The sequence below is a fragment of the Massilia jejuensis genome (assembly GCF_042656795.1).
Taxonomy (GTDB): Bacteria; Pseudomonadota; Gammaproteobacteria; order Burkholderiales; family Burkholderiaceae_D; genus Telluria; species Telluria jejuensis.
This window is the reverse complement of sequence record NZ_JBHSMS010000079.1, coordinates 111,131-133,112: the sequence shown is the minus strand read 5'-3', so window position 1 is coordinate 133,112 and position 21,982 is coordinate 111,131. Positions and strand designations below refer to the sequence as shown.

The following is a 21,982-nucleotide window of genomic DNA, read 5'->3' as shown; positions in this document are numbered from 1 at the left end:
CTCTGCTAGAATCGCTCCCCTATGGATGAAATCGTTCGCAACATCGCAGTCTACGCGCTGCCCGTTCTTTTCGCGATTACCCTGCACGAAGCCGCCCATGCCTACGCCGCCCGCTATTTCGGCGACAACACGGCGTACGCGCAGGGGCGCATGACCCTCAATCCGATCTCGCACATCGACCTGCTCGGCACGATCGTCATTCCGATCGCGCTGTACCTGATGTCGGGCTTCGTGTTCGGCTATGCCAAGCCGGTGCCGGTCCAGTTCGGCAACCTGCGCAATCCGAAGCGCGACATGGCCTGGGTCGCCCTGGCCGGTCCGCTGGCCAACTTCGTGATGGCGGTGATGTGGCTGGTCCTGGCCGTGGTGCTGACGGCCCTGGACGTGAGCGAGGACTTCCCGCACAAGGTGGCGCAGGCCGGCATCGTGACGAACCTGCTGATCTTCGCGTTCAACCTGTTCCCGCTGCCGCCGCTCGACGGCGGACGCGTCGTCACCAGCATGCTGCCGCAGCGCCTGGCCTTCAAGTTCGCGAAGATCGAGCCCTACGGCTTTTTCATCCTGCTCGCGCTCCTGTACTTCAACCTGCTCGCCTTCTGGGTGCAGCCGGTCATGTGGCTCGGCGCCCAGGCGGTGAAACTGATCGCTTCGCCCTTTACCTTCTTCCTGACATGATGCACGCCCCTAGCCTGGACGCTTCTCCCTGGGTGCGCCGCTTCGGCGCCGCCGTGCCGCCCGGCGAAGTCCTCGACCTGGCCTGCGGCGGCGGGCGCCACGCGCGCCTGTTCGCAGGGCTCGGCCATCCGGTGCTGGCCGTCGACCGCGACCCGCAGGCGCTGGCGCTGGCTGCCGGTCCCGGCATCGCGACCATGCGGATCGACCTGGAAGTGGAGGGCGCGCGCTGGCCTTTCGGCGCCGCGCGCTTCGCCGGCATCGTGGTGACGAACTACCTGCACCGGCCCGTGCTGGACGATATCGTGAACAGCCTGGCGCCGGATGGCGTGCTGATCTATGAAACCTTTGCGCTCGGTAACGAAGCCTTCGGCAAGCCCGCGAATCCGGCCTTCCTGCTGCACCCGGGCGAACTGCTGGAACTGGCCGCGCGGGGCGGCCTCACGGTGCTCGCCTACGAAGACGGCGTGCTGGCGCTGCCGAAGCCGGCCCGGGTGCAGCGCATCTGCGCGGCCGGGCCCGGCTTCCTCCCCATCGAGGGCCGGCTCGACCATTTAGTTGGTCGGGAATGAACCATATTGGCGGACGATCCGCTACAATCAGATTTTTCCTCTACCGCACGTACCACTGACTATGATTAAGGGCAGCATTGTAGCAATCGTTACGCCGATGTTCGAAGACGGCAGTCTGGACAAGGACGGCCTGCGCACATTGATCGACTGGCACGTTGCAGAAGGCACCGACGGTATCGTCATCGTCGGCACGACCGGCGAATCGGCCACCGTCACGCCGGACGAGCACGTCGAATTGATCAAGCTTACCGTGGACCACGTGGCCGGCCGGATTCCCGTCATCGCCGGCAGCGGCGGCAATTCGACCGCCGAAGCCATCGCCCTGACGCGCGGCGCGAAGGAAGTCGGCGCCGACGCCTCGCTGCAGGTGGTGCCGTACTACAACCGTCCGACCCAGGAAGGCATGTACCGTCACTTCAAGGCCATCGCCGAAGCGGTCGACCTGCCGATCATCCTCTACAACGTGCCGGGCCGCACCGTCGCCGACATGAGCAACGAGACCATCGCGCGCCTGGCGTCGATTGCCAATATCGTCGGGGTGAAAGATGCGACCGGCAATATCGGACGCGGCATCGAACTGCTGCGCACGGTCGACCCGTCCTTCGCCGTGTACTCGGGCGACGATCCGACCGCGATGGCCCTGATGTTCTGCGGCGGCGCCGGCAATATTTCGGTCACCGCCAACGTCGCCCCGCGCGCCATGCACGAACTGTGCGTTGCCGCGATGGCCGGCGACGTCAAGCGTGCCGTCGAGATCAACAACCGCGTGCTCGACCTGCATGCCAAGCTCTTCGTCGAGCCGAATCCGGTGCCGGTCAAGTGGGCACTGGCCGAGATGGGCAAGATGCCGCCCGGCCTGCGCCTGCCGCTTGCGCCCTTGTCGAGCCCCTTCCACGACACCGTCCGCGCAGCCCTGCGCGCCGCGGGCCTGGTCCCCCAATCCCCGCAGTGATGATCCTCCCATGAGGGTCTCCGTTTACCGATCAGACAATGTAACGCTATGACTAAAAGCAATAAGACGACCTCCGCTCCCGTGCGCGTGCTGGCCCTGGGCGCCATGGCGCTTTCCCTGGCCGCATGCACGACCGTGTTCGAGTCCGACAAGGTGGACTACAAGGCGTCCAGGAAAGCCGCACCGCTGGACGTGCCGCCCGACCTGACCCAGCTGTCGAAGGAAAACCGCTACGCCGTGCCGGATGGCCGCGGCGTGGCCACCGCTTCCGGCATGCAGCCGGCCGGCGCCGCGGCGCAGGCAGGCACGGTGGCGCTCGCGGCCCCCGGCGCCGGCGCCGTGGGCCCGGTCGCGACCGAAGCGGTGCGCGTCGAGCGTGCCGGCGACCAGCGCTGGCTGGTGGTCAGGCAGACGCCCGAGCAGCTATGGCCGCAGGTGCGCCAGTTCTGGCAGGACGCCGGCTTCGTGCTGGCGCTGGAGTCGAGCACGACCGGCGTCATGGAAACCGAATGGGCCGAGAACCGTGCCAAGATCCCGCAGGACATCGTGCGCCGCACGATCGGCCGCGTGTTCGACCGCGCCTATTCGACCGGCGAGCGCGACAAGTACCGCACCCGCCTCGAGCGCCTGCCGGACGGCTCGACCGAGATCTACATCAGCCATCGCGGCGCCGAGGAAGTGCTGACCGGCCCGGCCAAGGAAACGACGGCCTGGACCGTGCGTCCGAACGATCCGGCCCTCGAATCGCAGTTCCTGGCGCGTCTCGTCGCGCGCCTGACCGGCGCCACCGAGCCGGCCCAGGTCAAGGCGGCGGAGGCGACCGTGGCAAACGCGGCGCCGGCGCCGCAGCAGGCCAAGCTGCTGGGCGACCGCGTCGAGGTCAACGAAGGCTTCGACCGCGCCTGGCGCCGCGTCGGCCTGGCGCTCGACCGCGTCGGCTTCACCGTCGAAGACCGCGACCGCGTGCAGGGCGTCTATTTCGTGCGCTACGTCGATCCGGACGGCTCGAACAAGGAAGGCTTCGTCAAGCGCCTGTTCAGCTTCGGCGATTCCGACAAGGCCAAGGAAGCCCAGCGTTACCGCGTGGTGGTCAAGGCCGAGCCGAACGGCAATGCCAGCAGCGTGAGCGTGCAGGATAATGCGGGCGCGGCCGATACCTCGGCGACGGGCAAGAAGATTCTCTCGCTGCTCAATGACGAGCTGAAGTAATCGCTGACGCATGAATGAATAGCCGGTCCATGTGGCCGGCTTTTTCACGCCCCTGTTTTTGCCGATCGCATGCCTGCCGACATGCAAAAACAAACCGATGGGCGAAAAAAAACCGGTCCGCAGACCGGTTTTTTCATCAGTGGATACCTGATTACTTCTTGGCAGCGTCAGCAGCGACGTCAGCGGCGGTCGAAGCAGCCGAAGCAGCGTCGGCGGCAGCAGCCGAAGCGGTTGCGGCAGCAGCAGCAGCGTCAGCGGCTGGGGTAGCAGCGGCGTCGGTGGTGGTGGTGGTGGTGGTGGTTGCAGCTGGAGCAGCGGCGTCGGTGGTGGTCGTTGCAGCAGGTGCTTCAACAGCAGCTGGGGTGGTGGTGGTGGTGGTGGTCTCTTCTTTTTTCGAGCAAGCAGCCAGAGCAACAGCCATCAGCGAAACGATCAGCAGGGATTTTTTCATGGTTTTTCCTTAATTAAGTGAGTACTTGTTGTAGCGATGAATAATTACCGGTAATTATCGCGCGTTGGAATTCTCGTGTGCTTTCATACTGGTAACAGTGCTTGATAAACAACGGAACCTTCCTAACCCGATATTATAGCCAAATTTCATGAATCGCAATAGAAAACACATGCCTAAATGGAAGTATTTTGTGTCTTGATAAGATTCATTTTGTTACAAGATGCTACAAAGGTCAAGAAACGTCTTCAGGTGTTGATATCTGCATAATTTACAGTCCCACAACAGTCGGGCAGAGGATCGTCTCCGATTCTTCCCATAATGCCTCGAAGCGGACAGCCGGCGGTTCCACCGCCGCCGGCGCATCGAACGCCGCTTCGCCACGCATGTGATCGCAATGGAAGCGCCGTACGACATGCAGGCCATCGGCCAGGGCAAAGGCATCGGACAGGTGCCGCAGCGACCGCGGACTCCGGCGGCATTCGATCCGCTGGCTGTAGTAACGCGCCAGACCCAGAAAGCGTGGACACGCGCGCGCAATAAAATTCGCGTCGTGCAGCGCCAGGCGCAGCGTGCCGCCGCCGCGCAGGAAGGCGCGCAGCGTCGCCTCGACGTCCGGCGCGCCCAGTGGCAGCATGGCGAAATCCGGATCGAACAGGTCGATCCGGCGTACCGCCCGGCCCAGCAGCGCGCGCCAGTGCGCCTGCAGCGCGCGGCGCGTATCGAAGCGCACGATTGCCGGTTCGCTCATCGCCTACCCCAGTTCGATCCAGCCGTCCTGGTACCAGGTGTAGAGCGCTTCGAGCACATCGTCCGATGCCTGGGCCAGCGCCTCGCCGGACAGGCGCCGTTCGTTGGCCAGCACGTCGAGGACGATTTTGTCCGCACGGCTGACCGCAAACGATTCGCCGTTGATGAAGACGTGCTTGCCGCGGTAGAGCATCAGCGACTTCGGCGACAGTTTCAGGCCGCGCCTGGCCGCCGTCTCCATGAAGCGGCCGACCACCAGCGGTTTTGCGGGCGGCGTGAAGAACACGTTGTGCTTGGGCTCGGACATGTATTCGCCGAAGAAGATCGTCACGTCTTCCTCGTCGAAGCGCACCTTGTTGAGTTCCTCGGTGACGCTGGCGAGCATCTCGCGCGGGATCTCGGCCGGGTTTTTCGCCGGCTGCAGGTCCGGGTCGGCATAGCGGCCGGGCAGGTCGATCGAGTCGGCCATGAACTGCAGGAAGGCTTCGCCCAGTTCCTGGAACGAGGGCGCGCGGAACCCGATCGAATAGGTCATGCATTCGCCTTCGGCCACGCCGTCGTGCGCGTAGTGCGGGGGCAGGTACAGCATGTCGCCCGGTTCCAGCACGAATTCCTCTTCCGGGGTAAAGTTCGACAAGATCTTCAGCGGCATGCCTTCGACCAGCGCCAGGTCTCGCTGGGCGCTGATCTTCCAGCGCCGCCTGCCGTGCGCCTGCAGCAGGAAGACGTCGTAGGAATCGAAGTGCGGACCGACGCCGCCGCCGTCGGTGGCGTAGCTGACCATCAGGTCGTCCAGGCGCGCGTCGGGCAGGAAGCGGAACTGGCGCAAGAGTGCGTCTGCACGTTCGTCGATCAGGTTGACGCCCTGCACCAGCAGGGTCCATCCGGGCTGGGTGCGCGGCGGCAGCGCAGCGAGCGGACCATGCTGCAGGTCCCACTGGCCGTCGACGCCCGTGACCAGGCGCGACTCGACGTGGTTCGCGGCCGCGGCTTCGGCGAGCTTCTCGAACTTCAGCAAGGGCTTGAAACCGGGGATGGCGTTACGGATCAGCAGGGGCTTCTTGTGCCAGTAATCGCGCAGGAATTGGGCGGGAGTGATGTTCCCTAGTAGCTGTAATTTTTTCATGCGTCATTATAACCAGCCCTATCATGGGCGAAAGCGGAGGGAGGTTATAATCCGCTCCTTACAACGAAAGGAAACGCGATGAAGATTGCCAAGAATACGGTCGTGACGGTGAACTACAAACTGTCGGACGCACAGAACAACCTGATCGAAGAAGGCGTGCAGCCGATGGTCTACCTGCATGGCGGTTACGAAAACACCCTGCCGAAAATCGAAGAAGAACTCGACGGCAAGGAAGTTGGCTATTCGTCGACCCTGCAGGTCGAGCCGGACGACGCGTTCGGCGACTACGATGCCGAGCTGGTCAAGGTCGAAGACCGCAAGCTGCTGCCGGAGCCGCTCGAAGTGGGCATGCAGTTCGAAGGCATGGCCGACGGCGCGCCGGACGACGAGCCGATGATCTTCACCGTCACCGAAATCGCCGACGACAAGGTCGTGTTGGACGGTAACCATCCGCTGGCCGGCATGGCCCTGCGCTTCGAACTGTCGGTCGTCGACGTGCGCGCCGCCACCGACGAAGAGATCGCCCACGGCCACGTGCACGGCGCCCACGGCCATCATCATGGCGAGGACGACGGCGGCGAAGGCGAAGAGGGCGACCACTTCCGTAGCCAGCCGCTGCATTGACGACGCCGGCGGGGACGCATCGTCCCCGCTGTGTCACTCGCTTGCATCCTTCAGGCTGAACAGCGCCTTTTCCCCCGGCGTCACCTTCACTTCGACCGCCTCGCCCCCGACCGATACGTGCCCGACATTGGCGCGCCATTCAATCGCCGGCCGCGCCTTTTTCGGCAGCGCCGCGCTGTCGACCAGCAGCACCTTGCCCTCGAATTTCTGCGCCAGCAGCTGGACCTGGTTGCGGGGCGCGGCGAAGCCGTCGCGCGTGACGGGCGCGCGGCGCAGCAGGCCGCGCAGGCCGGTCGGCGCGGCCAGCGGTTTCAAGTCGCCCTCGGAGAACAGCACGATCGCATCGACCTTGTCGCGCCGCGCCAGCGTGAACAGGCGATTGAGCCAGAAGCGCGTCGCCACCGCCCGGTCTTCGTATTCGCTGTTGCGCCCGGCCGCGGCCAGGTAATGGTTGTTGTTGGCGGGCAGATTCACGGTGGCGTACAGCACCGAGTCCACGGTCCAGTGGGCGTTTTCGGCATAGCTGCGAAAGCGCGGGCTCATCGACAGGCGCGTCAAGGGCAGCTTCCTGACGCCGAGCGAGTGCGGCTCGCCATGGAACAGTTCGCGCATCCGGTTCAGGCGCTCGACGGCGTTGGTGCGGCCCGCCGAGTTGCGGCAGTCGGTCCAGTCGCTGCCGGCCGGCAGCACGATCACGGGGCGCCTGGCCTTGCCGATCAGTTCATACCGTTCCTGGTAGAGCTTGTCGCTGCAGGGCTCGCCCGCGGCCTTGATGCCGGTGACGACGACGAAGGCGATCGACTGCTCGCTCGTTTCGGCCAGTGCCTTCTTGAAATGCTCGTCGCCGGGCTTGTCGAAGCCGTGGCCGATGACGCCGAAGCGGTGCTCCTCGCGCCCTTCGCGCCCGCCGTCGCGCGCCGCGCCGAACGCCGCCGCCGACAGCAGCGTCAGCAGCGCGGCGGCGTGGCGAAGGCGGCGCAGGGGCGGCATCAGGCGGCCAGGCGCTTGAGTTCGTACAGCCGCTCGAGCGCCTCGCGCGGCGTCATTGCGTCCGGGTCGAGCCGGTCGAGGGCGTCGAGCAAGGCCGGGGGCAGGGCCGGCGCCGCCGGCGGCGCCGCTTCCTCGGTCTCGTGCTCGCCGGGCGGCGCGAACAGGTCGAGCTGCAGCGTGCTGCCCACGGCCTGCGATTCGAGCCGCGCCAGGTGCTTGCGCGCGGCCTTGATCACGCCCGGGGGCACGCCCGCCAGCTGCGCCACCTGCAGGCCGTAGCTCTGCGAGGCCGGACCCTCCTGTACCGCGTGCAGGAACACGATCGTATCCTTGTGCTCGACCGCCGAGAGGTGCACGTTGGCCGCGCTCGGGTGGGTCTCGGGCAGCTGGGTCAATTCGAAATAATGGGTCGCGAACAGGGTGAAGCTGCGGCTGGTGTCGATCAGGTGGCGCGCGATCGCCCAGGCCAGCGCCAGGCCGTCGAAGGTCGAGGTGCCGCGCCCGACCTCGTCCATCAGCACCAGCGAGTGTTCGGTGGCGCCGTTCAGGATCGCGGCCGATTCGGTCATCTCGACCATGAAGGTCGAGCGCCCGCCGGCCAGGTCGTCGTTGGCGCCGATGCGGGTGAAGATGCGGTCGATCGGACCGATCGTCGCGCTCGCCGCCGGCACATAGCTGCCGACATAGGCCAGCAGCACGATCAGCGCGGTCTGGCGCATGAAGGTCGATTTGCCGCCCATGTTCGGGCCGGTGATGAGCAGCAGGCGCCGCTCGTTGGAGAGCTGGCAGTCGTTGGCGATGAAGCGCTCGATCTGGCGCTCGACCACCGGATGGCGGCCTTCGGCGATGGCAAGGCAGGGCGCGTCGACCAGTTGCGGCGCGCACCAGTTGTGGCGCAGCGCGTGGGTCGCCAGGGCGACCAGCGTGTCGAGCTGGGCCAGGCCCTGCGCAACGCGCTGCAGCGCGCCGATGTGCGGCGCCAGGCAAGCGAGCAGCTCGTCGTAGAGCGCCTTTTCGCGCACCAGCGCCTTGTCCTGGGCCGACAGCGCCTTGTCTTCGAAGGCCTTCAGTTCCGGCGTGATGTAGCGCTCGCAGTTCTTCAGGGTCTGGCGGCGGCGGTAATCGTCGGGCACCTTGTCGGCCTGGCCGTTGGTGACCTCGATATAGAACCCGTGCACCTTGTTGTACTCGACGCGCAGGTTGGCAATGCCGGTGCGGGCGCGCTCGCGCGTTTCCAGGTCGACCAGGAACTGGCCGGCGTTCTGCGACAGCGCGCGCAGTTCGTCGAGTTCGGCATCGAAGCCCGCCGCGAAGACGCCGCCGTCGCGCACCATCGCGCTCGGCTCCTCGGCCACGGCGCGGGCCAGCAGGTCAAGGCAGGGCAGGGGCGTGTCGATGGCCTCGTGCAGTTCGCGCAGCAGGCACGAGTCGCCCGGAATGAAGCAGGCCGCGACTTGCCGGCGCAAGGCGGGCAACTGCCCAAGGCCGTCGCGCAGGCTGGCCAGGTCGCGCGGGCGCACCGACAGCAGTGCGATGCGCGTCGTGATGCGCTCGATGTCGGGCACTTCCTTGAGCGTGGCCGACAGGCCGGCGGCCGCCTCGCCCTGGGCCAGCGCCGCGATCGCTTCATGGCGCGAACGCGCCACGCGCTGGTCGCGCCGCGCGTGGTGCAGCCAGTGGCGCAGCAGGCGCGAACCCATCGCGGTGCGGCAGCCGTCGAGCAGCGAGAACAGGGTCGGCGCTTCCTGGCCGCGGATGGTTTCCGTCAGCTCCAGGTTGCGGCGGGTGGCGGCATCGAGGCCGATGAATTCGTTCCCGCTTTCGACGGCGAGGCTGTTTACGTGCTGCAGGCCGCGGCCCTGGGTCGATTGCGCATAGCGCAGGAGCGCGCCGGCCGCGCCGAAGGCGGCGCCCAGGCCATCGGCGCCGAAGCCGGTGAGGGTGGCCACGCCGAGCTGTTCGACCAGCGCCTTGTGGCCCTTGACCACGTCGAAATGCCACGCGGGCACGCGCTGGGTATGGGCGAACGGCTTGTCCTCGGCCATGTCGCCATCGTCGGCGCGCAGGATCTCGGCCGGCGCGATGCGTTCCAGTTCCTGCGCCAGGCGCGCGCCGACCGCGCGTTCGTCGCCCGAGAATTCCATCAGGCGCAGCGCGCCGCTGGCCAGCGACAGCCAGGCCAGGCCCACGGTCGACGACTTGCGCGCGTCGACGGTGCAGAGCGCCAGCAGCGAACGCTCCGCTTTCTCCGGCAGCAGGTCGGAATCGGTCAGGGTGCCGGGCGTGACGACGCGCACCACCTTGCGTTCGACCGGTCCCTTGCTGGTGGCCGGGTCGCCGATCTGCTCGCAGATCGCGCACGATTCGCCCAGCTTGACCAGCTTGGCGAGGTAGCCGTCGAGCGAATGGAAGGGCACGCCGCACATCTTGATCGGATTGCCGTTCGAGGTGCCGCGCGCGGTGAGCGTGATGCCGAGGATGCGCGCCGCCTTTTCGGCGTCGTCGTGGAACAGCTCGTAAAAGTCGCCCATGCGGTAGAACACCAGCATGGTCGGGTAATCGGCCTTGATGCCCAGGTACTGGGCCATCATCGGCGTAACTTTTTCCGACGTTGCGCGTGCCGCGGCGGCGTTGATTTCGGTAGGAACGGTGGTCATGTCAATCGTGTTCGCGAGGGCAGGGCAGGCCGCCATGCCGGGAGCGCCATTTTACAGGCATTGGCTGGGCAGCATGCGGCCGAAGCGGCAGGCGGGAATCCTTGCCCCGATGACGGCCGTGGCGCAATCGCTCAGCTGCGCAGCAGCGTGATGATCGTCTCGAGCGTATAGGGCTTGGGCGTAAACAGATAGCGGTGCTGGCGCCCGTCGAACATGGACGGGGCCGTATAGCCGGAGGTGAGGATGATTTTTACGCGCGGGAAGAATTCGCTGACGGCGTCCGCCAGTTGCAGCCCATTCATGCCGGGCATCATGACGTCCGAAAAGAGCGCGTCGATGTCCTCGTCCTGCCCGAGGATGCGCAGCGCCTGCACGGCCGAATTGGCGACCACGACGGCCAGGCCGCGGCTGGCAAGCAGGGCCTCGGCCAGGTCGGCCAGATCGGCTTCGTCGTCGACCACCAGCACCTTGCGCACCGCGCCGCCTGCTGCGAGCGCGTCGTCCTGGCCGGAATCGCGCCCGCCCGCCATGCCAGGGGAGGTCACGGTCGACATCAGCCAACTGAAATGCTTCTTACGGTACAAGGCAACTCCCGGAGCAAATTCCGCGTCCGCGCGGCGCGTTCGACAGATGGAAACGGCAAGTATGCACGATGTCGGCCCGGGGCAGCAAAATGTTTCCGCTTGTCATGCAAATCCGGATGCCGGGCAGCCGGTTGCCGGCGGACGAAGGTGCCATGAGGAATGGCATAAAAATAAACTATCGAATCGGCCTTGATTTTGGTGAAATCGGCATAACCCCTATTGCATGGCTATCCAACGCAAAACGATTCTCGTGATTCATCCGGCACCCCGCGACCAGGCCGACATCCGCCGCCTGCTCGCGACCATGGGCCATATCGCCGTCACTGCCGCCGGGCGGCGCGCCGCGCTCAAGGCGCTCGGTACGGTTCGCTTCGACGTCATCCTCACCAGTGTCGGCGCCGCCCCGCCCGGCAGCGAGCGCAGCTTCGTGCAGGAACTGCGCGCGGTCGCCCCGGGAAGCGCCGTGGTAGGGATCCGCACGCCCGGTCCCGGTGCAGCCAACGAGGCCTGGATGGGGGAGTGCGACGCCACCGTCCAGGCGCCCCTGTCGAGCTCGCGGGTACAGTGGGCCCTCGACTTCGAGCTGCGCTACTTCGGCAGCTGAACCGGGCTTGCGCGCATGGGCCGGGGCGCTTGCAGCCCCGGCCGCATGCCGCACTCCGCGACCCCGTGCATGGATGTCGAGACAATTTACATCGCGTTTTCCAACGCCTGGGCCGGCGCCGGCCAATTCATGCCAAGTCATTGATATTGCGCAGCTTTCCATTCGTGGAACGGAAATTGCTCTGCAATGTCCATCAATACTGGGAGAATCCATGCGCCGTATCCATCGTCTTGCCGCCGCCATCGTCACCGCTTTCACCTGCGCGAGCGCCTCGGCCACGGTCATCGCCACGGTCGTGAGCAATGACGCCACCTACGGCGTCATCGACGGCAGTCAGGCAACGCGCGCCTTGCGCGTCGACGGCCGCGGCCGGATTATCGACGTGAACATCACGGTGGCGTTCTCGAAATGCGACAATCCGCCGATCGGGCCGAACGGCAGCGCCTGCATCGGCCGCGGCTCGCCCTTCGAGAACGAGTTCACCCTGGTCCTGACGGCGCCCGGCGGACAGCCGGTCACGCTGGTCAGGGCGTTCAATACCTACCGCGCGGGCAGCAACGGCGGCGCCGGGCGCGTCAGCGTCACCTTCGACGACGAAGCCTTGCGCGCTGCCGGCCCGCGCGTGCGCGCCGGCAGCTTCCGCCCGGCCGAATCGCTGGCGCTGTTCGACGAGATGAACCCGTACGGCAGGTGGACGCTCTACCTGCGCGACTTCTCCACATCGGATCCGCTCGAATACTTCTCGTCCTCGCTCAATATCGCCTACGAGCCGATACCGGAGCCGGGTACGCTGGCGATACTGGGACTGGGCCTGGGATTGATGGGGATGCGGGCGGCGCGCAGGCGCTGAGCCCTGGTCGCGCCCGCTAGCGTGAGACGATCAGTTTCACGCCGAGCGCAATGAAGACGGTTCCGGCGAGCCGGTCGAGCCACTTGCCGGCCCCGGGCGTGCGTTCCAGCCAGGCCCCCACGGTCCCGGCGAAATAACCGAGCAGCCCGAACAGGATCGCCGCCTGCAGCGTGAAGGTCAGGCCCAGCGCCAGCATCTGGCCGGGCACATTGCCGTTGGCCGCGATCACGAACTGCGGCAGCAGCGACAGGAAGAACAGCACCACTTTCGGATTGATGGCGTTCGCCAGCAAGCCCTCGGCGAACAGGCGCTTCAGGGACCGCGCCGGCGCGCCGCCGGCCGCCGCCGACTGGCCGCCGGTGCTGCGTAGCGCGCCCAGTCCCAGCCATACCAGGTAGAGGCCGCCGCCGATGCGCAAGGCCGTGAAGGCGGTCGGGGAGGCGGCGATGACCGCGCTCACGCCGATCACGGCAAGCAAGGTGTGGCTCAGGCAGCCCAGCGCGCAGCCAAGGCCGAATACCATGCCTTGCTTGCGGCCCCTGGACATGCCCAGGCCCAGGACCATCAGGTTGTCCGGGCCGGGGGAGGCGGTGAGGAGGAGGGCGGCGAGCAGGAAACCTAGAAATTGTTCCGGTGCGAGCATGGTCGTTCTGGTCCGAGAGGCGATGCAGCGAAAAAAGGACGCGGGGCGCGCGGCAACGCCGGCCACCCCGGGTCCCGCAGGCGTGCCGGACGCTTACTTCGCTTGCGCGACCCGCCTGCCGATATGCGCCAGCGCCTCGTCGACCTGGTCGATCAGGATCAGGCACAGGTCGCCCGCTTCCAGGCGCGCGAGCGCCCGGTCGATCGCGACGAACTCGCCATTGATTTCCTCGACATGGCTGGTGCGCGTGGCGCCGGCGAGGCCCTGGCGCAGCAGGGCGACGACTTCGCCGTCGGGACGGCCCCGCTGGCACTGGTCCTGGTACAGCAGCACGTCGTCGAACGCCGCGCCGAGGATCTCGGTCTGCTGGGTGATGTCCTGGTCGCGCCGGTCGCCGGCGCCGCTGATCACGACCGAACGGCGTTTCGCCGGCATGTTTTCCACTGCCGACACCAGGGCCGCGATCGCATCCGGGTTGTGGCCGTAGTCGGCGATCAGGGTCGCGCCCTTGTAGTCGAAGACGTTGAAGCGGCCTGGCGCGTTGTCGCTCTCGCCCACGAACGTCTTGAGGCCGAGGCGGATCTTGTCCCAGTCCAGGCCCACGGCCCAGGCCGCGGCGACGGATGCCATCACGTTCTCGACCTGGAAGCCGATCACGCCGCCGCGGGTGATCGGCACTTCGCCCAGCGCGATCCTGGTTTCGTTCCTGCCCTGGGCGCAGACCAGGGAGCCGGCGTCGACGTACACCACGCGCCGGCCCTGGGCGCGGTGCATGGCCATCAGCGGGTGGCCGCCATCCTGGGCGAAGAAGGTGACGTCGCCTTTCGTATTCTCGGCCATGGCGGCGACGACCGGGTCGGCCGCGTTCAGCACCGCCATGCCGCCGACCTTCACGTTCTGGACGATCACGCGCTTCAGGACCGCGAGGTCTTCCAGCGTGGTGATGTAGTTCAGGCCGAGGTGGTCGCCCGCGCCGATGTTGGTCACGACCGCCACTTCGCAGCGGTCGAACGCCAGGCCTTCGCGCAGCAGGCCGCCGCGCGCGGTTTCGAACACGGCCGCGTCGACGTCCGGATGCAGCAGCACGTTGCGCGCGCTGCGCGGGCCGCTGCAGTCGCCGCTGTCGATGCGGCGGCCTTCGATGTAGACGCCGTCGGTATTGGTCATGCCGGTGCGCAGGCCGGAGCTTGTCAGCAAGTGCGCGATCAGGCGCACGGTCGTGGTCTTGCCGTTGGTGCCGGTAACGGCGACGACCGGAATACGGCCGTCGTCGCCTTGCCTGAACAGCGTCTCGATGATCGCCGCGCCGACGTCGCGGCCCTTGCCGAAGGAAGGCGAAAGGTGCATGCGCAGGCCCGGGGCGGCATTGACTTCGACGATGCCGCCGTGCTGTTCCTCGATCGGTTTCAGGACGCTGTCGCAGACCAGGTCGACGCCGCAGATGTCGAGACCGACCATGTGGGCGGCGGCAATGGCCCGCGCCGCGACTTCCGGATGGACGTCGTCGGTGACGTCGGTGGCCGAGCCGCCGGTCGACAGATTGGCGTTGTTGCGCAGGACCACGCGCCGGCCCTTTTCCGGGACCGAGTCGGCCCGCAGGTTTTGCTTGGCCAGGCTGCCGAGCGCGATGTCGTCGAAGCGGATCTTGGTCAGCGACGTGGCGTGTCCGTTGCCACGGCGCGGATCGAGGTTGACCTGGTCGACCAGCTGGCGCACCGTGTGCACGCCGTCGCCGACCACGATCGGCGGATCGCGGCGCGCGGCGGCGACGAGCCTGTCGCCGATGACGAGCAGGCGGTAATCGTGGCCCGGCAGGTAGCGCTCGACGAGGACGTCGTCGCGGAACTCGGCGGCCGAGTGGAAGCCGGCCGTGATCTGTTCCTTGGTCGTGATGTTGACCGTCACGCCCTTGCCCTGGTTGCCGTCCTTCGGTTTCACCACGACCGGCAGGCCGATCTCCTGGGCGGCGGCCCAGGCGTCGTCCGGGTCGGCCACCACGCGCCCGAGCGGCACCGGCACGCCGGCGGCGTCGAGCAGGCGCTTGGTGAGCTCCTTGTCCTGGGCGATGGTTTCCGCGATGGCCCCGGTGGCGTCGATCTCGGCGGCCTGGATGCGGCGCTGCCTGCTGCCCCAGCCGAACATCACGAGGCTGCCTTCGGTCAGGCGCCGGAACGGGATATTGCGCTCGATCGCGGCCTGCACGATCGAACCGGTCGAAGGCCCCAGGCGCACGTCTTCGTCGAGCTCGCGCAGCTGGACGAGGGCGGCCCCGAGGTCGAAGGGCGCATCGGCGCGCGCGGCGGCGATCAGCTGCTCGGCCAGCACCAGCGCCAGGCGGCCGATGTCTTCTTCCGTGTACTCGACCACGACCTGATAGATGCCGGTCTCGACGGTGGCGGTGGTGCGGCTGAAGGTGACCGGGCAGCCGGCTTCGGCCTGCAAGGCCAGCGCCACGATCTCCAGCACTTCGGCCATCGGCACCGGATCGAGCGCATCTTCTTCGTGGCCGAAGGGCTGCAGCTGGCCCAGCTGGGGAAAGCGCGAACGCAGGCGCGACTCGAAGCCAGGCAAGGTGGCGATCGATTCCTCCTCCGGGGTGCAGGCGACGATCGCCTCGACCGAGGTGTGGTGGCTCCAGAGGTTAGGGCCGCGCAGGGCCCGTACGCGAGATACTTCCATAAACCTGTATTCCTTTAGTGTGGGCCGCCGCCACGCGAGCGGCGCGTCCCCTGGCTGCGGCGAACCGCGCCTTTGAAATCAATAAGTCGTTTTCCTGGTCGCGTCGAAGGCGCGCAGCCCGCCGCAGATCAGGTCGTGCTGCAGGCCCAGCGCCCAGGCGGCGGCGGTGGCCGCGAGCACGCTGGCCGGATGCTTGACGGTGGCCGGCTTGATCTTGCCGAGGTCGAGCAGCGAGGTTTCGTGTTCGCCATCGGCCAGCACGATGTGGTTGTCGCGCGCGAAGACGACGCGCTCGCCGCCGGCGCGGTGCCGGACCAGCACCGGATTGTGCTCGTCCATCGCGTAGAAGATCACGCGGCCGTCGGACAGCCCGGCCAGTTTCACCACTTCCGGATCGGCGGCGTTGAGCACGGCCGCGCCATCGGACAGGATCACGTCGACCTGGCTGCGCACCACGTTGGCCAGCGCCTGCTCGTCGGCGATATGGTATTCGGCGACCTCGTCCACACGGCCCATGTCGGTCACCACGCCCACCGAGCAGCGGTCGTAGGGCAGACCGCCGGCGAGGATGCTGCGCGCGTTCGATTCGAAGACGGCCGCCTCGACGTTGCGGTTGATGAGCAGGCGCTCGCCGGCGGCAAAGCCGGTGCAGTCGCCTTTGTGCACCTGGCGCCCGTCGAGGTACAGGCCCTCGCCGTTGGCCACGCCGGCATGCTTGCCGGCGGCGTTCAGCAGGCAGCCGAGCAGGCGCGCGATCAGGCTGGTGCCGAGGGTGCCGGTGACGCCGACGACCGGAATGCGGCCGGAGTCGCCCGGCGCGAACAGGTGGTCGATGATGGCGGCGCCGACATTGCGCGGCGTGCCGCTGGCCGGCTTGATGTGGGCCAGCAGGCCAGGGCTCGAATTGACTTCGATGATCGCGCCGCGCTGTCCGGCCAGCGGCCTGGCGATGTCTTCGCACACCAGGTCGATGCCGGCGATGTCGAGGCCGACCACGCGCGCGGCCAGGGCCGCCACGTGCGCCACCTCCGGGTGGATCAGGTCGGTGACATCGTCGGAGACGTTGCCGTTCGGCTGGATCAGCACTTTCTGGCCGTCCTGCGGCACCGAGCCAGGCATGAGACCCTGGCGCTCCAGGTCGAGCAGGATTTCGCCATCCTGCACGTTGACGCGGCCGAGCGGGTGTTCTTCGGTCTCGCCGCGGCGCGGGTCGGTATTGATCTGGCTGGCGACCAGCGCACCGACGCTCGAGCGGCCGTCGCCCGTCACCCACAGCGACTCGCCGCGCGCCACGGCCACGACCTGCTTGCCGACGACGAGCAGGCGATGCTCGTTGCCGGGAATGAAACGCTCGACCAGCACGGCGCTGCTGCCGCCCGCCGCGCAAGCGATGGCGTACGCGGTGCGCACTTCGGCTTCGCTCATCAGGTTGAGCGTGACGCCGCGGCCATGGTTGCCGTCGACCGGCTTGACGACCACCGGCAAGCCGATGTCCCGGGCTTCTTCCCAGGCGGCGTCGGCGCTGCGCACGAGGGCGCCTTCGGGCACCGGCACGCCGCAGGAGGAAAGCAGGGTCTTGGTCAGGTCCTTGTCGCTGGCGATGCTTTCGCCGATGGCGCTGGTCTGGTCGGTTTCGGCGGTCCAGATGCGGCGCTGGGCGGCGCCGTGACCGAGCTGCACCAGGTTGCCTTCGGTCAGGCGGATCGACGGGATGCGGCGCTCGGTGGCGGCGTCGACGATATGCGCCGTCGACGGCCCCAGGCAGTAACGGTCGACCAGTTCGGCGAGGGCGGCGACGGTGGCGGGCATGTCGAAGGCTGCGTCGTTGACGGCGGCCATCAGGAGGCGGTGCCCGGCGTCGAGCGCGGCGCGGCCGACGATGGCGTCGCGCGTGCGAAAGGCCATCTTGTAGACGCCGGGCTGGCCGGTCGAGCGGGTCTTGCCGAAGCCGGTCTTCATGCCGGCCATGTTTTGCAGCTCGAGCACGACATGTTCGAGGATGTGGCCGGCCCAGGTGCCGCATTCCAGCCGCTCCAGGAAGCCGCCGCGCTCGCCCACGCCGCAGCGGTGCTCGATCAGGCCGGGCAGCCAGCCGGTCAGGCGTTCGTTGAAGCCGGGGAGTTTGTCAGAAGGAAAGTCCTCCAGCTCGCCAATGTCGAGCCAGACCTCGATGACCGGACGGTAGGTCCAGATATTCGGGCCGCGCAGGTGAGCTACTCGGAGAAACTTGATGTCATTCTTCTTTGTCATGTAATGATGTCTTGCCCACGGTGTCGCGCGTTCACCATGATGGCGTTGCCTATGTTTGCCTGCCTGTGCGCTACCGCACCCATGCGGGGTACGGCAGCGCACATGTTGTATACTTGCTTTACCGAAGCTTACATTGCCGTACCGACTTATGCCAAATCGGCATCCCCGGCCGACCCGTTTTGCCCCGTAGCGAACTATTTCCGCTGCTCTAAGTAAACCGCTGAGCCGGTCACCGCGTTACCCTCTATCCAGAACATGCCTGTCGCAGGCTGCACCTCAATGACAACTCAACAATTAGCTACGCCGACATCGCTGGCAGCCGCCGCCGGCTTCCTGCCTGACGGGTGGGACAATGACGTCCGGAAACAGCTTGCATCAGGGGAAAACGTTCTAACCGGCGTGGAGGTTGACCTCGACGCGAAATTACGTTTCATGAAGGGCATCCTGGTGGTCACCGACCGCCGCCTGCTCTCGCGCGCACCGGGCGAATCGGCCTGGCGCGACTGGGCCTTCGAGAGCGCTCTGGCGCTGCGCCACCACGACCACGCCGGCGTCGGCCACCTGGAACTGGTGGACCGGCACGGTTTGCTGGCTTCCTGGCGCTTCACGCTGGGCCAGAACCTGCATGCGATCCGCGTTGCCGACGCCTTTGCCGAGCAGGTAAAAAGCGTCGCGACCGGCCTGCCCGTCCGGGTGCCGGAGCAGCACACTTGCCCGAGCTGCAAGGCGCCCCTGGAGCCGGACCAGGAAGAGTGCCCGATCTGCACCAAGGTGCTGCATACGCCGCCTTCGACCTGGACCCTGTTCCGCCTGTGGCGCTTCGCCATGCCCTACCGCGGCCAGCTGCTGCTGGGCTTCCTGCTGATGCTGGGCAGTACGGCGGCGCACATGATCCCGCCCTACCTGACGATGCCGCTGATGGACAATGTCCTGATCCCGTACCAGAACGGCCAGAAGATCGACAACGACCTGGTCTACCTGTACATGGGCGGCTTGCTGGGCGCCGCCGTGCTGGCCTGGGCGCTGGGCTGGGCCAAGACCTATGTGCTGGCGCTGGTGTCGGAACGGATGGGCGCCGACCTGCGCTCGACGACCTACGAGCACTTGCTCAAGCTGTCGCTGGAATTTTTCGGCGGCAAGCGCACGGGCGACCTGATGAGCCGCATCGGCAGCGGCTCGGACCGGATCTGCGTGTTCCTGTCGCTGCACCTGCTGGACTTCCTGTCCGACGTCCTGATGATCATCATGACCGGCGTGATCCTGTTCACGATCAACCCGTGGCTGGCCTTCATCACGCTGGTGCCGCTGCCCTTCATCGCCTGGATGATCCACGTCGTGCGCGACAAGCTGCGTACCGGCTTCGAGAAGATCGACCGCGTCTGGGGCGAGGTCACCAACGTGCTGGCCGATACCATTCCCGGCATCCGCGTCGTGAAGGCCTTTGCCCAGGAAAAGCGCGAAGCGGTGCGCTTTCGCGAGGCGAACAGGCACAACCTGGCCGTCAACGACAAGCTGAACAAGGTCTGGTCGCTGTTCTCGCCGACCGTGTCCTTCCTGACCGAACTGGGCCTCCTAGTGATCTGGTGCTTCGGCATCTGGCAAGTCGCGCGCGGCGACATCACGGTCGGCACGCTGTCGGCCTTCATCGCCTACAGCGGCCGCTTCTACGTGCGCCTCGATTCGATGAGCCGGATCGTCTCGGTCACGCAAAAATCGGCCTCGGCGGCCAAGCGCATCTTCGACATCCTGGACCACGTCTCGAGCGTGCCGGACCCGGTCAATCCGGTGAAGGTGGGCCGGGTCGAGGGCAACATCGAGCTGCGCGAAGTCGGTTTCCGCTACGGTAACCGCGCCGTCAACCGCGGCATCTCGCTCAACATCAAGGCCGGCGAGATGGTCGGCCTGGTCGGCCACAGCGGCTCCGGCAAAAGCACCCTGGTCAACCTGATCTGCCGCTTCTACGACGTCGCCGAAGGCGCGATCCTGCTCGACGGGGTCGACATCCGCTCGTTCGCGGTCGCCGACTACCGCCGCAACATCGGCCTCGTGCTGCAGGAGCCTTTCCTGTTCTTCGGCACGATCGCCGAGAACATCGCCTACGGCAAGCCGGATGCGACGCGCGAGGACATCATCGCCGCCGCCCGCGCCGCCCACGCCCATGAATTCATCCTGCGCTTGCCGCAGGGCTACGACTCGATGGTCGGCGAACGCGGCCAGGGCCTGTCCGGCGGCGAGCGCCAGCGCATCTCAATCGCGCGCGCCTTGCTGATCGACCCGCCGATCCTGATCATGGACGAGGCGACCTCCTCGGTCGACTCGGAAACCGAAAAGGAAATCCAGAAGGCGCTCGACAACCTGGTGCAGGGCCGCACCACGATCGCGATCGCGCACCGCCTGTCGACCTTGCACCGCGCCGACCGCCTGATCGTGCTCGACCGCGGCGTGGTGGTCGAAGAGGGCAGCCACGACGACTTGATGGCGCGCGAGGGCGCCTACCACCGCCTTTATGAAGCGCAGGCGCGCAACGTGGACCAGGACATGGACGACGAGGACAAGGACGATTGACATGACTTACGCATTCCAACTGCGCCGCGACAGCTTTGGCAAACTGGTGTTCACGGGCGAGGACGGCGTCGATGTCGCCGGCGTCATCCCCGTGCGCGCCTTCCCGATCCAGGCGCCGACGCGCGGCATCTCGCTGGTGCGCGACGGCGGCAAGGAAGTCGCCTGGATCGACGATCTGGCCGGCGCGCCCGAGCAGGTCCGTGCGCTCGTCACCGAAGAACTCGAGGGGCGCGAATTCATTCCCGAGATCGAGCACATCGCCAGCGTGTCGAGCTTTGCCACGCCGTGCACCTGGACGGTCAAGACGGACCGCGGCGAGACGGCGTTCGTGCTCAAGGTCGACGAGGATATCCGCCGGGTGGGCGAGGCGGCGCTGCTCATTTCCGACAGCCACGGGATCAATTTCCTGGTGCGCGACATGTTCAGGATCGACAAGCACAGCCGGAAGATCCTGGACCGCTTCCTGTAAGCCGAAGTCGGCCTTCTCCGGCTGCCTGTACGCACGCGTCCTGGCCAGTGGCGCTTCCCGGCCCGTGCGGCGCTTGAAGCGCCACCCGGCTTGGCCTATCCTGATCCTGTGCCATTTCGGTTCGGAAGCCGTGCCGCCGCGCGACCCGACCTTCGCCGCCGAACGGTTGAGCTGGATGAACACGCTCGACGGCTTGCCGGCCTGGCCGCGCGCGCGTGCGCAAGGCGGCTGACCTGTCTTTGTCCCGGCCCCGATGCGGCGAGCGTGAAACCGACCACAGTTCCCGGAACGAATTTGCCGTACTGTGATTCCATTGCTAACTTTACAGGACAGCCGACATGGATTCGATCAACCGTAACCAGCCAGAAGAAAACCACCGCGACCTGACCGGCCTCGAGGCCCGCAAACGGATCAGCGAGATGGCCGAAGAGGTGGAAACGTGTTTCTTCTGCACTAGCGGCGGCACCGGACAGAGCCGCGGCGTGCGTCCGATGAGCGTGCAGCAGGCCGACGATGCCGGCCACCTGTGGTTCCTGAGCGCCACCGACAGCCACACGAATGCGGAACTGGCGCACGATCCGGCCGTCAAGCTGTTCTTCCAGCGCAGTGCCCACGCCGGCTTCATGGAGCTCGACGGCATCGCCACCGTCTCGCAGGACAAGGCCAAGATCAAGCAATTGTGGAAGCCGATCCTGAAGACCTGGTTCACCGAGGGCCAGGACGATCCGCGCATTTCCGTCATCCAGGTCGTGCCGCGCGAAGGCTATTACTGGGACAACAAGCATGGCCAGGTCGTGGCCGGCGCCAAGATGCTCATCGGCGCGGCGATCGGCAAGACGCTCGACGATTCGATCGAAGGCAAGCTGCTGCCGTGACACCGGCCCGGGCGCGCCGCGCCTCGGCGCGCCCGGGCGCATAAACAGGCTCGAAGGAGGGAGAAATGATCGAACTGGACCACGTGATCGTACCCGCGCGCGACCGTGTCGCATCGGCGCGCCTGCTTGCCTCCCTGCTCGACGTGCCCTGGGACGAGACGGCGCTCGGCATGTTTTCGGCCGTCTACGTCAACCCGGGCCTGACCTTCGATTTCCTGACAACCGACGAGGCCTTGTCGGTCGAGCACTTCTGCTTCCGGGTAAGCGATGCCGAATTCGATGCGATCGTTCGCCGGCTGGAGGCGGCCGGCATCGGCTGGCGCGGCGACGTGCGCGGCCCGAACGATGGACAGATCGGGACCGCGCATGGCGGGCGCAATATCTATTGGGACCAACCCGACAACCACCGCTGGGAAATCCTCACCGTGAGCTATGCGCGCCAGCCCGCGCACGGTTGATGGGC

At 66.6% G+C, this 21,982-nt stretch carries 21 protein-coding genes; 12 read left to right on the top strand and 9 right to left on the bottom strand.

Annotation, left to right across the window (positions count from 1 at the left end; translation table 11 throughout):
• Positions 1-21: 21 nt before the first annotated feature.
• From ACFPOU_RS22290 to bamC, 4 genes are all read left to right on the top strand, one after another.
• Positions 22-675 carry a site-2 protease family protein gene (locus ACFPOU_RS22290; RefSeq protein WP_379726765.1) on the top strand — a complete coding sequence of 218 codons (654 nt, stop codon included), beginning with the start codon at positions 22-24 and terminating at the stop codon, positions 673-675.
• Positions 672-1,244, top strand: coding sequence for a class I SAM-dependent methyltransferase (locus ACFPOU_RS22285; RefSeq protein WP_379726762.1), 573 nt, complete (start codon positions 672-674; stop codon positions 1,242-1,244). Before ACFPOU_RS22290 ends, ACFPOU_RS22285 begins: the two co-directional genes overlap by 4 nt.
• Before the next feature lie 61 nt (positions 1,245-1,305).
• Complete coding sequence (dapA, locus tag ACFPOU_RS22280; RefSeq protein ID WP_379726759.1) at positions 1,306-2,196, top strand: 4-hydroxy-tetrahydrodipicolinate synthase; 891 nt, start codon at positions 1,306-1,308, stop codon at positions 2,194-2,196.
• 48 nt (positions 2,197-2,244) lie between these two features.
• Complete coding sequence (bamC, locus tag ACFPOU_RS22275; RefSeq protein ID WP_379726756.1) at positions 2,245-3,405, top strand: outer membrane protein assembly factor BamC; 1,161 nt, start codon at positions 2,245-2,247, stop codon at positions 3,403-3,405.
• Positions 3,406-3,556: 151 nt separating this feature from the next.
• On the opposite strand, the gene ACFPOU_RS22270 is transcribed toward bamC, so the two are convergent.
• From ACFPOU_RS22270 to ACFPOU_RS22260, 3 genes are all read right to left on the bottom strand, one after another.
• Entirely contained in the window at positions 3,557-3,856 is a 300-nt protein-coding gene (locus ACFPOU_RS22270) for a hypothetical protein (RefSeq protein WP_379726753.1), read from the bottom strand.
• A 268-nt stretch (positions 3,857-4,124) separates the two neighbouring features.
• Positions 4,125-4,604: a DUF7931 domain-containing protein gene (locus ACFPOU_RS22265; RefSeq protein WP_379726750.1), complete on the bottom strand. Its 480-nt coding sequence runs from the start codon at positions 4,602-4,604 to the stop codon at positions 4,125-4,127.
• Positions 4,605-4,607: 3 nt separating this feature from the next.
• Positions 4,608-5,729, bottom strand: coding sequence for a ribosomal protein uL16 3-hydroxylase (locus tag ACFPOU_RS22260; protein WP_379726747.1), 1,122 nt, complete (start codon positions 5,727-5,729; stop codon positions 4,608-4,610).
• A 78-nt stretch (positions 5,730-5,807) separates the two neighbouring features.
• Here ACFPOU_RS22260 and ACFPOU_RS22255 point away from each other — a divergent pair, with 78 nt between their 5' ends.
• Positions 5,808-6,353, top strand: a complete 546-nt coding sequence (locus ACFPOU_RS22255) for an FKBP-type peptidyl-prolyl cis-trans isomerase (protein ID WP_379726743.1) — start codon at positions 5,808-5,810, stop codon at positions 6,351-6,353.
• 33 nt (positions 6,354-6,386) lie between these two features.
• Here the strand turns inward: ACFPOU_RS22255 and ACFPOU_RS22250 are convergent, their stop codons facing one another.
• From ACFPOU_RS22250 to ACFPOU_RS22240, 3 genes are all read right to left on the bottom strand, one after another.
• Positions 6,387-7,343 (bottom strand): hypothetical protein, encoded by a 957-nt coding sequence (locus ACFPOU_RS22250; protein ID WP_379726740.1) that lies wholly within the window; start codon positions 7,341-7,343, stop codon positions 6,387-6,389.
• On the bottom strand, positions 7,343-10,000 hold the full coding sequence (gene mutS / locus ACFPOU_RS22245; RefSeq protein WP_379726737.1) for a DNA mismatch repair protein MutS: 2,658 nt from the start codon (positions 9,998-10,000) through the stop codon (positions 7,343-7,345). Before mutS ends, ACFPOU_RS22250 begins: the two co-directional genes overlap by 1 nt.
• A gap of 131 nt (positions 10,001-10,131) precedes the next feature.
• A complete protein-coding gene (locus ACFPOU_RS22240; protein WP_379726734.1) occupies positions 10,132-10,584 on the bottom strand; it encodes a response regulator in 453 nt (150 codons plus the stop codon).
• Between the two features lie 223 nt (positions 10,585-10,807).
• Between ACFPOU_RS22240 and ACFPOU_RS22235 the strand changes: the two genes are divergently transcribed.
• Together ACFPOU_RS22235 and ACFPOU_RS22230 are read left to right on the top strand one after the other, a co-directional pair.
• Positions 10,808-11,188, top strand: a complete 381-nt coding sequence (locus ACFPOU_RS22235) for a hypothetical protein (RefSeq protein WP_379726731.1) — start codon at positions 10,808-10,810, stop codon at positions 11,186-11,188.
• A gap of 211 nt (positions 11,189-11,399) precedes the next feature.
• Positions 11,400-12,038, top strand: a complete 639-nt coding sequence (locus ACFPOU_RS22230; RefSeq protein ID WP_379726728.1) for a PEP-CTERM sorting domain-containing protein — start codon at positions 11,400-11,402, stop codon at positions 12,036-12,038.
• 16 nt (positions 12,039-12,054) lie between these two features.
• Here ACFPOU_RS22230 and ACFPOU_RS22225 read toward each other — a convergent pair whose 3' ends face one another.
• The 3 genes from ACFPOU_RS22225 to ACFPOU_RS22215 form a co-directional block, all read right to left on the bottom strand.
• Positions 12,055-12,681 carry a LysE family translocator gene (locus tag ACFPOU_RS22225; RefSeq protein ID WP_379726725.1) on the bottom strand — a complete coding sequence of 209 codons (627 nt, stop codon included), beginning with the start codon at positions 12,679-12,681 and terminating at the stop codon, positions 12,055-12,057.
• 93 nt (positions 12,682-12,774) lie between these two features.
• The gene (cphA, locus tag ACFPOU_RS22220) at positions 12,775-15,360 is read right to left on the bottom strand and encodes a cyanophycin synthetase (protein ID WP_379726722.1); all 2,586 of its coding nucleotides are present in this window, start codon (positions 15,358-15,360) and stop codon (positions 12,775-12,777) included.
• Positions 15,361-15,438: 78 nt separating this feature from the next.
• The gene (locus ACFPOU_RS22215) at positions 15,439-17,610 is read right to left on the bottom strand and encodes a cyanophycin synthetase (RefSeq protein WP_379726719.1); all 2,172 of its coding nucleotides are present in this window, start codon (positions 17,608-17,610) and stop codon (positions 15,439-15,441) included.
• Between the two features lie 279 nt (positions 17,611-17,889).
• On the opposite strand from ACFPOU_RS22215, the gene ACFPOU_RS22210 reads away from it, so the two are divergent.
• From ACFPOU_RS22210 to ACFPOU_RS22190, 5 genes are all read left to right on the top strand, one after another.
• Positions 17,890-20,175 carry a cyanophycin metabolism-associated ABC transporter gene (locus tag ACFPOU_RS22210; RefSeq protein WP_465263296.1) on the top strand — a complete coding sequence of 762 codons (2,286 nt, stop codon included), beginning with the start codon at positions 17,890-17,892 and terminating at the stop codon, positions 20,173-20,175.
• Between the two features lies 1 nt (position 20,176).
• Positions 20,177-20,644, top strand: a complete 468-nt coding sequence (locus ACFPOU_RS22205; RefSeq protein WP_379726716.1) for a cyanophycin metabolism-associated DUF1854 family protein — start codon at positions 20,177-20,179, stop codon at positions 20,642-20,644.
• A gap of 73 nt (positions 20,645-20,717) precedes the next feature.
• Positions 20,718-20,876 carry a hypothetical protein gene (locus ACFPOU_RS22200; protein ID WP_379726713.1) on the top strand — a complete coding sequence of 53 codons (159 nt, stop codon included), beginning with the start codon at positions 20,718-20,720 and terminating at the stop codon, positions 20,874-20,876.
• Between the two features lie 106 nt (positions 20,877-20,982).
• Positions 20,983-21,519, top strand: a complete 537-nt coding sequence (locus tag ACFPOU_RS22195) for a pyridoxamine 5'-phosphate oxidase family protein (protein ID WP_379726711.1) — start codon at positions 20,983-20,985, stop codon at positions 21,517-21,519.
• A gap of 65 nt (positions 21,520-21,584) precedes the next feature.
• Entirely contained in the window at positions 21,585-21,977 is a 393-nt protein-coding gene (locus tag ACFPOU_RS22190; protein ID WP_379726708.1) for a VOC family protein, read from the top strand.
• Positions 21,978-21,982: the final 5 nt, after the last annotated feature.

Bases quoted from the DNA above. Each gene is read 5' to 3' on its own strand.
- ACFPOU_RS22290 (WP_379726765.1), top strand. From the start codon at position 22: ATGGATGAAATCGTTCGCAACATCGCAGTCTACGCGCTGCCCGTTCTT.
- ACFPOU_RS22285 (WP_379726762.1), top strand. From the start codon at position 672: ATGATGCACGCCCCTAGCCTGGACGCTTCTCCCTGGGTGCGCCGCTTC.
- dapA (WP_379726759.1), top strand. From the start codon at position 1,306: ATGATTAAGGGCAGCATTGTAGCAATCGTTACGCCGATGTTCGAAGAC.
- bamC (WP_379726756.1), top strand. From the start codon at position 2,245: ATGACTAAAAGCAATAAGACGACCTCCGCTCCCGTGCGCGTGCTGGCC.
- ACFPOU_RS22270 (WP_379726753.1), bottom strand. From the start codon at position 3,856: ATGAAAAAATCCCTGCTGATCGTTTCGCTGATGGCTGTTGCTCTGGCT.
- ACFPOU_RS22265 (WP_379726750.1), bottom strand. From the start codon at position 4,604: ATGAGCGAACCGGCAATCGTGCGCTTCGATACGCGCCGCGCGCTGCAG.
- ACFPOU_RS22260 (WP_379726747.1), bottom strand. From the start codon at position 5,729: ATGAAAAAATTACAGCTACTAGGGAACATCACTCCCGCCCAATTCCTG.
- ACFPOU_RS22255 (WP_379726743.1), top strand. From the start codon at position 5,808: ATGAAGATTGCCAAGAATACGGTCGTGACGGTGAACTACAAACTGTCG.
- ACFPOU_RS22250 (WP_379726740.1), bottom strand. From the start codon at position 7,343: ATGCCGCCCCTGCGCCGCCTTCGCCACGCCGCCGCGCTGCTGACGCTG.
- mutS (WP_379726737.1), bottom strand. From the start codon at position 10,000: ATGACCACCGTTCCTACCGAAATCAACGCCGCCGCGGCACGCGCAACG.
- ACFPOU_RS22235 (WP_379726731.1), top strand. From the start codon at position 10,808: ATGGCTATCCAACGCAAAACGATTCTCGTGATTCATCCGGCACCCCGC.
- ACFPOU_RS22230 (WP_379726728.1), top strand. From the start codon at position 11,400: ATGCGCCGTATCCATCGTCTTGCCGCCGCCATCGTCACCGCTTTCACC.
- ACFPOU_RS22225 (WP_379726725.1), bottom strand. From the start codon at position 12,681: ATGCTCGCACCGGAACAATTTCTAGGTTTCCTGCTCGCCGCCCTCCTC.
- cphA (WP_379726722.1), bottom strand. From the start codon at position 15,360: ATGGAAGTATCTCGCGTACGGGCCCTGCGCGGCCCTAACCTCTGGAGC.
- ACFPOU_RS22215 (WP_379726719.1), bottom strand. From the start codon at position 17,610: ATGACAAAGAAGAATGACATCAAGTTTCTCCGAGTAGCTCACCTGCGC.
- ACFPOU_RS22210 (WP_465263296.1), top strand. From the start codon at position 17,890: ATGACAACTCAACAATTAGCTACGCCGACATCGCTGGCAGCCGCCGCC.
- ACFPOU_RS22205 (WP_379726716.1), top strand. From the start codon at position 20,177: ATGACTTACGCATTCCAACTGCGCCGCGACAGCTTTGGCAAACTGGTG.
- ACFPOU_RS22195 (WP_379726711.1), top strand. From the start codon at position 20,983: ATGGATTCGATCAACCGTAACCAGCCAGAAGAAAACCACCGCGACCTG.
- ACFPOU_RS22190 (WP_379726708.1), top strand. From the start codon at position 21,585: ATGATCGAACTGGACCACGTGATCGTACCCGCGCGCGACCGTGTCGCA.